At 60.9% G+C, this 8615-nt stretch carries 8 protein-coding genes; 1 reads left to right on the top strand and 7 read right to left on the bottom strand.

Translation table 11 applies throughout. The features are described from left to right. Nucleotides 1-230: 230 nt before the first annotated feature. From FJ248_08550 to FJ248_08535, 4 genes are all read right to left on the bottom strand, one after another. Nucleotides 231-821 (bottom strand): hypothetical protein, encoded by a 591-nt coding sequence (locus FJ248_08550; GenBank protein MBM4120928.1) that lies wholly within the window; start codon nt 819-821, stop codon nt 231-233. A 182-nt stretch (nt 822-1003) separates the two neighbouring features. Continuing rightward, a complete protein-coding gene (mdh, locus tag FJ248_08545; protein MBM4120927.1) occupies nt 1004-1939 on the bottom strand; it encodes a malate dehydrogenase in 936 nt (311 codons plus the stop codon). A gap of 1 nt (nt 1940) precedes the next feature. Next, a complete protein-coding gene (locus FJ248_08540) occupies nt 1941-2336 on the bottom strand; it encodes a hypothetical protein (protein ID MBM4120926.1) in 396 nt (131 codons plus the stop codon). A gap of 16 nt (nt 2337-2352) precedes the next feature. Further along, nucleotides 2353-5379, bottom strand: coding sequence for a VWA domain-containing protein (locus tag FJ248_08535; protein MBM4120925.1), 3027 nt, complete (start codon nt 5377-5379; stop codon nt 2353-2355). Between the two features lie 218 nt (nt 5380-5597). Here FJ248_08535 and FJ248_08530 point away from each other — a divergent pair, with 218 nt between their 5' ends. Next, a complete protein-coding gene (locus tag FJ248_08530; protein MBM4120924.1) occupies nt 5598-6011 on the top strand; it encodes a ferredoxin:thioredoxin reductase in 414 nt (137 codons plus the stop codon). Here FJ248_08530 and FJ248_08525 read toward each other — a convergent pair. The 3 genes from FJ248_08525 to FJ248_08515 form a co-directional block, all read right to left on the bottom strand. Then, complete coding sequence (locus FJ248_08525; protein MBM4120923.1) at nt 6008-6238, bottom strand: DUF167 domain-containing protein; 231 nt, start codon at nt 6236-6238, stop codon at nt 6008-6010. The genes FJ248_08530 and FJ248_08525 overlap by 4 nt on opposite strands. A 73-nt stretch (nt 6239-6311) precedes the next feature. Further along, nucleotides 6312-7142: a CbbQ/NirQ/NorQ/GpvN family protein gene (locus FJ248_08520; protein MBM4120922.1), complete on the bottom strand. Its 831-nt coding sequence runs from the start codon at nt 7140-7142 to the stop codon at nt 6312-6314. Nucleotides 7143-7187: 45 nt separating this feature from the next. Next, nucleotides 7188-8615 (bottom strand): DUF2156 domain-containing protein (locus tag FJ248_08515; protein MBM4120921.1); only part of this gene is annotated, 1428 nt, incomplete at its 5' end.

Here is an 8615-nt window from a genome sequence, read left to right as displayed (position 1 = left end):
TCTCGCAACTCCTCAATCTGCGCAATAAAAAAGCCAGTCGTTTCGTCCGCGCACGCAGGACGAATCCCGACTGGCTTGTACTGTACCCGACCCGCTGAAACGCTGTGCCGGTTACCCTACCGCCGCACGATTACCTGCCGCAGTTGTCTCCGATCTGGCAATACACAGATCGGGGGTGCCGCGCTGACATCCGCGGCACACGACTCTTCTACCACAAGCGCGCGGCGCGCTTAGTGTAAGTGGCCCGCGGCCCCCATGAAGAACAGCATCGGAATCGAAAGCATGAAATTGATCCGCGAGGCGTAGAGCGCCTTCTTTGCCCAAGTGGCCATCTCAGGCGGCGCGGGCTTGCCCGCTGCCGCGTCCGCCGTCGCCGCAATGATCTTCTTCTGGTTGGGCCAAATGATGCCATGCACGTTGCCCATCATGATAAGACCCAACAAACCGCCCAGCCAGGCCGCCTTGTCGCCGGTGCCTTCCAACGACGGATGCGTGAAGTGGATCAGCACGATGCCCGCGAGCACCGTGACCGTCGCACCATGACGGAACCAGTTGAGCGCCGACGGCATCAGCCGTGGAATCACCACGCCCTTCTGTCCTGCGTCCAGGCTCTTTAGAAAACCCGCGTTGATCAGATTAAAGAAATACAGCAGCCCGATCCAGGTAATACCAGCGAGTAAATGAACCCAGCGGACGAATTGCTGCGCCCAAGCCTCAGGACCCGGCGAGGCGCCCGACATCCCCATCCACCCGGCCGTCAGGATACCGGCTAGCACGAACCCGGCGATCATCGTCTGATTGGGATTTTCAAGAAATTTCATTTAGGGCCTCCATACCGGCCTAGAGGTTTACTGCTGTGCAGTCTGTAGCGCACGCTCTGACGAAATGTCAAGTTGTTACCAGAAGGCTCTGGGGACTCGGCGATGGGGAAAAATCAGACTTGTAGCAACTGCTTTTTTCACACTTATAGCCTATCGCTCAAGGCCCCCTCACTTGCCCCTTGCTAGAGGAGCCGATCCACCGCCTCACAAAGCTCCTTGACGGCCTTTGCGGATGCGGTCAGCGCGGCCTTCTCCTCCAGTGACAAGTCGTACTGTTCGATCGCTTCGACGCCCTTGCGGCCCAGCTTGGCCGGCACGCCAACGAAGAGGCCATTGATGCCATACTCGCCCTCGCATTTCACCGCGCAGGGCAGCACGCGCTTCTGATCTTCCAGAACCGACTCCACCATGTCCACGGCGGAAGCCGCCGGCGCGTAGAAGGCGCTGCCGGTTTTGAGCAGATTCACGATCTCCGCACCCCCGTCCTGCGTCCGCTTCACAAGCGCAGCGAGTTTATCTTTGGACAACAGCTCCGTGATCGGCTTGCCCTTGACCGTCGTATACTTGAGCAGCGGCACCATGGTGTCGCCGTGTCCGCCCAGTACCATCGCCTGCACGTCGGTTGCCGGCACATTCAGTGCTTCGGCGATGAAGGCACGAAACCGCGCCGAGTCGAGCACGCCCGCCATGCCCATCACCCGCTGCTTCGGCAGGCCGCTGACCTTGTGCGCGACGTAGGTCATGGCGTCCAGCGGATTCGTGACCAGGATCAGCATGATGTCTGGCGATCGCTTGACCAGTTCCGTCACCACGCTCGTGACAATCTTCGCATTGGTCGCGAGCAGCTCATCGCGGCTCATGCCCGGCTTGCGTGGGATGCCCGAGGTGATCACCGCCACGGCCGAGCCGGCCGTTTCATCGTAGCCGTTGGTGCCGACCACGCGCGTGTTGTAGCCGTGCACCGGCCCGGCCTGCGTCAAATCCAATGCCTTGCCCTGCGGCAGACCCGGCGCGATATCCACCAGCACCACGTCATAGCGGTTTGTCTCAGCCAGCTTCTGCGCCGCCGTACCACCGACGTTCCCCGCTCCGACGACTGTCACCATCGGTCGTGCCATCTCAATGCCCTTCCTCGTGTCCCGTCCAGCCGGCCACCTTGAAATTGATCGTGCAGACGAAATTCTCGCCATCGTAAAAATTTACCTTGATCTTCTTCTTGCCGTAGGTCTTTGCCAGAAAACCCTCGGGGCCGTCAATCAGCTCCTGATAACCGCCCGGCGGATATTCCCCGAGATCGTGGAAGGTCACGATCATGCCTTCCTTCACTTCTTGGAGAATCTTCGCCCGGCAGCGGGGAAAGACTTCCCAAAACTTCACGTCAATTTCGTCTTTCGTCGGCTCGGGCCGATCCTCGCCGGGCTTGACCGGCCGCGCGAACTTCGCCAGCCGCCGCACGTAGGGGTACTGATGGCCGGTGAACAGTTTGTAGAGCCACGGAGGCACGTCGCGGTTCATCGTGGGCGTCGTCCTCTTAGGCCGTCAGCCGCTGATAGATCCGTGGCAGCCGATCTGGCAGAGCCGCCACCTGGTCAATCACCAGAAAACTCACGTCGCCATACATGCGTTTGAGATAACCATCCGCGTTCCGGTCCACGGTGATACAGAAGGGATCCACGCCCGCCATACGCGCCTCGCGCAACGCCCGCTTTGTGTCCTCCAGCGCATACTCATCCGCGTAGCCATCATCGAGCGGCTTGCCGTCGCTCAAGAGGATCAGCAGCTTCACCTTCGCGTCCCGCGCATTCAGCTTGGCAACCGCATGTCTGATGGCTGCGCCGTCGCGATTCTGATGCAATGGCGTCACAGCGCCAATGCGGCGGGCCGGCAGGCTGCGGTCGTGCTCGTCGAACTCCTTGAGCACAACGAAATCCACCTGCGACCGTCCGCGGCCCGAATAGCCGTAGATGGCATACTGATCGCCAACGGCTTCCAGCGCCTCACAAAGCAGCACGAGCCCTTCTTTCTCCACGTCCACCACGCGCTTGCCGCCAGCCTCGACCTGCCGGCTCGTCGAACCGCTCAAGTCCACCAGAAAAGCCACCGCGACGTCGCGCTCGCGTTTTTGGCTGTGAATATAGAGGCGGTCAGACGGATCTACCCCTGCCGCGCGGTCGGCCGCGCGCCGGATTAACGCGTCGAGATCAATCTCATCGCCATCAACCTGCCCGCGCACACGTCGCAATCCCGGCGGACGGATGCTTTCGAAATAGCGCCTCAGCAGGCGCACCGCCGGTCCGTGCCCCGCCAGTGTGAGCTCGGCAAAGTCTGTTGTGGCTTCCGCCGCGGTCTGCTCGACCACGCGACACCAGCGCGAACGGTAATCCTGAATTAGCCCGTCCCATTCGTCGTAGAGAAACACGCGTTCGGATGGCGAAGCCGCCGCCTGTACGCCACGCCGGTCATCGCTGACGGCCAGCAATTGATCGGCAGCCGAATCCGGAATCATGCCAGAGCCGCGCTGCGGTTCGGCCATGCCGACGCCCGACGCCGTTGGCGTCGGGCGCGCGCCCTCCTTCAACCCGCCTGATTTATTCATCGTGGTGATCCCGGAGCCCTCGGTGCCCGCCGTCATCTGCGATGATCCCGAGTCACCCGTATCGCCCGGCTTTGTCCCAATCACGTCCGGATTCATCGCGCCGCGATAGACCCAGTTAGTGACCGGCTTGTACTGGTCTGTCTGCGTTTCAGCTGCCTGCGGACCCACGCCGAGATCCGTTTCCTGCTCGCGCACGGGATCGTCAGTCTTCTGCAACAGCGTCACCGGTTTTAACCGTGTCTCTAACAGTGCATAGACACGATCGGCCACACGCACGACATCCGCGGCTGTCGCATCCGGTTGCAGCAACGGCCGGCAGAACTGCCACGCGTCTTGCACCACATCGTTGACGGAAGCAGGAATCGTGAAGGCCCCCGGCTCGGCGGTGGACAAGAGGAGCAGCGCGTCCACGACGACTTCGCGAACCGTCATCCCCTGCGCGAGCGTGTGCGTTGTGATGGCTTCCTGCGCCTGCCGGGCCAGGTCGACCTTCAGGCCGGGATATTCGTGCCGAAGCCGGTGCTCGACGCGCGCATCTTCCAACACGGTCCAGAGATCGCGCATCAGGCCGGGCTGCGGGTAGACTTGAAAGAACTCCGCGAGGGTGGGCGCATCTGCCGTGCGTCCGTACCGTTTGCCCACCGCTTCCATCACATCGCGCAGTGCGGTCAATGAGAGATTGTAGGTTCCAAACTCCAGATGGCCCGCTTCGTGCGCGGCCATGACCGTGTAGAGCCGGATGTTTTCTTCCTGCGTCGGATAGCGACGCAGCAGTGGTGGTAACAGGATCGTCCGTCCGTCTGCACTGACTGTCGCGCGCGGCGCTTCCTTCCCGGCCTCCGGCGCATCCGGCAGCGCGTGAATCGCGATGTCCGACCCGCACAAACCTTCCACAAACAGCTTCAGGGGGCGCGCGATCTGGCGAAGCGGTACGCCACTCATCGCCTGCTCGACCGAGGCCAGCGCTTTCTTGGTCGCCAGCGCGAAGTACGCCCGCCCACCGTCTAGACTGAACTCCAGCACCTCCATCCCGCTCTTGAACCACTGCTCAAATTTGGCCTGCCGGTCCGGGGTCTCACCCAGCAGCGCGATAATCTCCGGACAGCGGCGTAGATAATTGACTGCGGCCTCGGCATCCCGTCCGGCTACGAGCGGCGCGTAGCGCAGTACGCCTACCTGCCAATCTTCTGAGGGAAACTTGCGCAGCAGCGCGGGCGCCTCAGCCAGCAGATCAATCGCCAGTTGCGGCGAATGCCCGGCCACGACGGAGCCGATCTCAATCAGGGCCTTGCGGGACGAGAGAAACTCGAGATCGCCTAAAATCGCCGGGCTCGTACGGAAAAATTCCAGCGTGCCGACATAATCAGTTTTGCCGAGGCTGTTCTCAGTGACGAGCTTCATGCCAAACTGAAGCCACGGTCGGACTAATTCAAGCGGCAGCACCTGCGCGACTGCCGGCACCTGTCGCACAAATTCAATCCCCAACACATACTCGACTTTCGCAAGCTCGGCGCAGGCCTCGGCCCAGGCTGACAAATCAGAAGCCGGAAGCACGGTCAGCAATTCCGGTGTGCGGCGGAAAAACTCCAGCGCGACATTCGAGTCGTCCTCAGCCAGCTCCAGTGCGAGCGAGAGCGCGATGTTCCGCATCGCTGGCGCCAACAAAGCCAGTACGAGCGGACTGTCTTTGAAGAAGCGTAGCGCGGTGGCGCCCGACGCTCCGGCCAGGGCTACGCCCAGATCGAGCCAGGCAGATGCTTCCTGCAGCACGCCGCGCTTTTGGAGTTCAGGTAGCGCTTCGATCGCGCTCGTTTCCACCTTAGCGGATGCCTCGCGCAACTCATCCAGCAGCGCCAGCACGGCTGCTGCCTGTCCAGCTTGCGTGCAGGCCGCGGCCACATCAGCCGCCAGATTCCGGCCGAGTGCCCCAGTCAATCGTTCTGCTAATTTGTCCTGTGCCATGATCAGTCAAATGACGAATTTGCGGATTGTAAAGGAGGCTCTCCTGCTTGTAAACTGGCCCGCGCAAATGTCCGAGAGAGGCCGGAGAGGAACCATTATGGCTGAGTTTATTGCCCTGCGCGACGTGAGCGAACGCGACGCCCCGGTCAGGCCTCGCGGCGCGACCGGCGGCGCGTATTCCTCAAGGCGCAGGGCGCGCTGACCGCCTGAGGAGCATCATGGCCGAACCAACTAAGGACAGTCTCGACAAGATGTGGAAGTACGTGAAGGGGTTTGCCCAGAAGAGCGGCACAACCATGCATCCCCATGCCGCCGTGACCGAGGCAGTCGTCAAGGGCCTCGCCATGCACGTGGACGAGCTCGGCAAACCGCTGTGCCCGTGCAATTTCTACAAGGATAAGAAGGAAGAGGCGAAGCTGCGTCGCTGGATTTGCGCCTGTGACGAGATGCAGATCTACAAATACTGTCACTGCCTCCTCTTCGTGCGCGAGGACGGCATGCCGATCACGGAATATCTTCCCGAGAATCACGAAGGCCGACAGACCTACGGGCTGATTGAAGATCCCACGCCCGACAAAGGCCGTGCGCTTCGCCACAAAGCGGCGGAACACTCTTCTACCACACAGTCCTAGCCGATCATCAACGCAGCCCGCACACAGCTAGCTGGTACGCCCATGAGCAGAAGGCGTTTCTTCCGTGATGACTGCCCGCTCTGTGCCGTGACTGCTTTTTTAGACAATCCAAAGCATTTGGCAGGATAGGCGCACAGCATGTCGTTGGCGGCGCCGCCCCCTCCGGCGGCGAGGCCGCGCGAAATTTCATCGCGCCGCCGTGCAGATCGACAAATTCTGTCTTGCACGCATTCGGGTGACCGGACACGGTCAGGACGGCCCCGTCAGGGCTGTCTCGAACCGGATCGGTATCCGTGTGCGTTAGAAAATCGCTTTGACGAGCTCGGCGATGCTGCGTTGCATGTCGGGATCGTCGGTGATGGGTCTGGCGACAGCGGCATCGCAGGCGCGGGCGGGGGCAATGCCCGTGGCAATCAACTGGCCAGCATAGATGAGCAGCCGCGTACTCACGCCTTCTTCAAGCCCATGGTTGCGGAGGTTGCGGACCTTCTCCCCAAGCTTCACAAGCTTTTGCGCAATGTCTTTGTTCACGCCCGCTTCCTTCTCAATGACTTGCACTTCAATCGTGGCCGGCGGATAGGTGAATTCGATCGCCATAAACCGCTGTTTCGTGCTTTGCTTGAGATCCTTTAAAACGCTTTGGTACCCGGGGTTGTAGGAGATGACGAGCAGAAAGTCATCCACAGCTTCGATCACCTGGCCCTTTTTCTCAATTGGCAGGAGGCGCCGGTCGTCGGAGAGCGGATGGATGATGACCGTCGTGTCTTTGCGCGCCTCGACCACCTCGTCGAGATAGACAATCGCGCCGTGCTTTACGCCGAGCGTGAGCGGGCCGTCAAGCCAGAGAGTGTCGTCCCCCTTCAACAGATAGCGGCCGACGAGATCGGACGCGGTTAGGTCTTCGTGGCAGGCCACGGTGATCAGCGGGCGGCCCAGTTTCCACGCCATGTGCTGCACGAAGCGCGTCTTCCCGCAGCCCGTCGGCCCTTTGAGCATGACCGGCATTTTCTTTTTTGCCGCAGTCGTGAATAGATTGATCTCGCAGCCCACTTCCGCGTAGTACGGCTCCTGCCGCACGCGGTAGTGGTCAATGTCCTGCTCGTGGCCCTTTTTCGGATGTTTCTCGCTCATGTGATGGCCGGATTATAAGCCGCGTCGTGCGTCAGCACAACAGATTCACGCTTCCGTCACAATGTAATTGGCAACAAGTTGAATCGGATGATAGGCCCGCTTGGACTGCGCGAGGGTCAGCAAGCCTGAATCGTCCATCGTATTGATGAATACCTGCCCGCGCTCTGCCGCCGCGCGGCAGTGTTCGCGGAAGATCCATGCCGACAGGCCGTGCACCGAGCGGTCGGCCACTTCCAGCAACACGCAGAACACGGACGCCGACCGTACATAGCCGAACGTGTAGGCCCGCACCTGTCCATCAAACTTCACGACCCATCCGGCCAGACCCAGTTCACGATGATGCGTCAGCGCTTCGCGATGCGCGGCTTCCGAATCGGTCAATAACTGCTGGCTGAATGCGTTGAGCCCCTTCGTCTGCTTCTGCTGTGACCATGCGCGAAACAATACGAGGCAGGCCTCGCGATCCCCGTTCTGGAACGGCAGCATCTGCACCGCATGTTCACGCTCCAGTCGGTTGCACGCCGCCCGCTGCGACTTGTACTTGTCTCCCGCTAGTGCTACCAGATCGACGGTCTTATAAAGGTAGTCTGGGTCCTTCGGCTTCACATGGTAGCCCCAACTTCCCAGCGGGGTTGTCCATTCTTCAGGCACGTTTTCGATCCGACTCACAGCGCGGCCATGATTGCGGGCACGCATCAACGCAAACGCGCTTGCAAAGGCTTCGCGGTTTGGTCGTGCGCTCAAGGGCGGCAGCGGCATGAAGACGCCATCGGCATATTCGGCAAATAGACAAAACGTTCCCGCTATCTCAGTCCACACGTAGCGGAACAGATCCTTCCAGAGTAAGTGTGGCGGCGCCGCGTAGTGCGCCAGCGGCGTATCCACCAGCCCGCAGGCTGCTTCGAGCCGTACGCGCTCAGCGACGGTAAACGGATGTGCCGTGCCCGCTTGCATGCCGCCCAGCCGCGCCGTGAGCTTCGGTAGCATGCGCAGTATGACGACATCTTCCTGGAACCGACCGATCAGGCGCGGATTTTGAGCCAGCAACTCCACGGTCTCGTCCCGCTCGAGCAGACCAAACACTCGCTTGGCATGGGTCACAATCTCGGATGGGAGCTCGTCACGCATATAGGGACACTTGGCATCCCACCCCAACACCACCTCGCGGCCATCCTCGGATTTCATAATCGCCAGCGGGTAGAGCTGGCAGTCCAATGGTCGGTCCTCGTAAATACGGCAGTGCGAGGTGGCCGGATCGAAGGCCGGACAGAGATAGCCGTCGCCGGTCGGATGTGGTACGACGTGAACTTGACTGCCGTTCGAATCGGGAAAATGTTTTCGGTCAATCCCGCGCGCCACGGCTTTCGTGATTTCTTCTGCCGTGAACCAGGGCCGGAGAAAACTGTCCGGCTCGGGAAACCGGCAGCAGACGTCACAACTCAGACAGGTCCGACTGGGCACGATCTGCGGCCA

The sequence above is a fragment of the Nitrospira sp. genome, assembly GCA_016873435.1.
Lineage (GTDB): Bacteria > Nitrospirota > Nitrospiria > Nitrospirales > Nitrospiraceae > VGXF01.
The sequence above is the reverse complement of the archived record's forward strand: the minus strand, read 5'-3'. Positions and strand labels throughout refer to the sequence as shown.

Coding starts and splice junctions, on each gene's coding strand:
- FJ248_08550 (MBM4120928.1), bottom strand. CDS start 821: ATGAAATTTCTTGAAAATCCCAATCAGACGATGATCGCCGGGTTCGTG.
- mdh (MBM4120927.1), bottom strand. CDS start 1,939: ATGGCACGACCGATGGTGACAGTCGTCGGAGCGGGGAACGTCGGTGGT.
- FJ248_08540 (MBM4120926.1), bottom strand. CDS start 2,336: ATGAACCGCGACGTGCCTCCGTGGCTCTACAAACTGTTCACCGGCCAT.
- FJ248_08535 (MBM4120925.1), bottom strand. CDS start 5,379: ATGGCACAGGACAAATTAGCAGAACGATTGACTGGGGCACTCGGCCGG.
- FJ248_08530 (MBM4120924.1), top strand. CDS start 5,598: ATGGCCGAACCAACTAAGGACAGTCTCGACAAGATGTGGAAGTACGTG.
- FJ248_08520 (MBM4120922.1), bottom strand. CDS start 7,142: ATGAGCGAGAAACATCCGAAAAAGGGCCACGAGCAGGACATTGACCAC.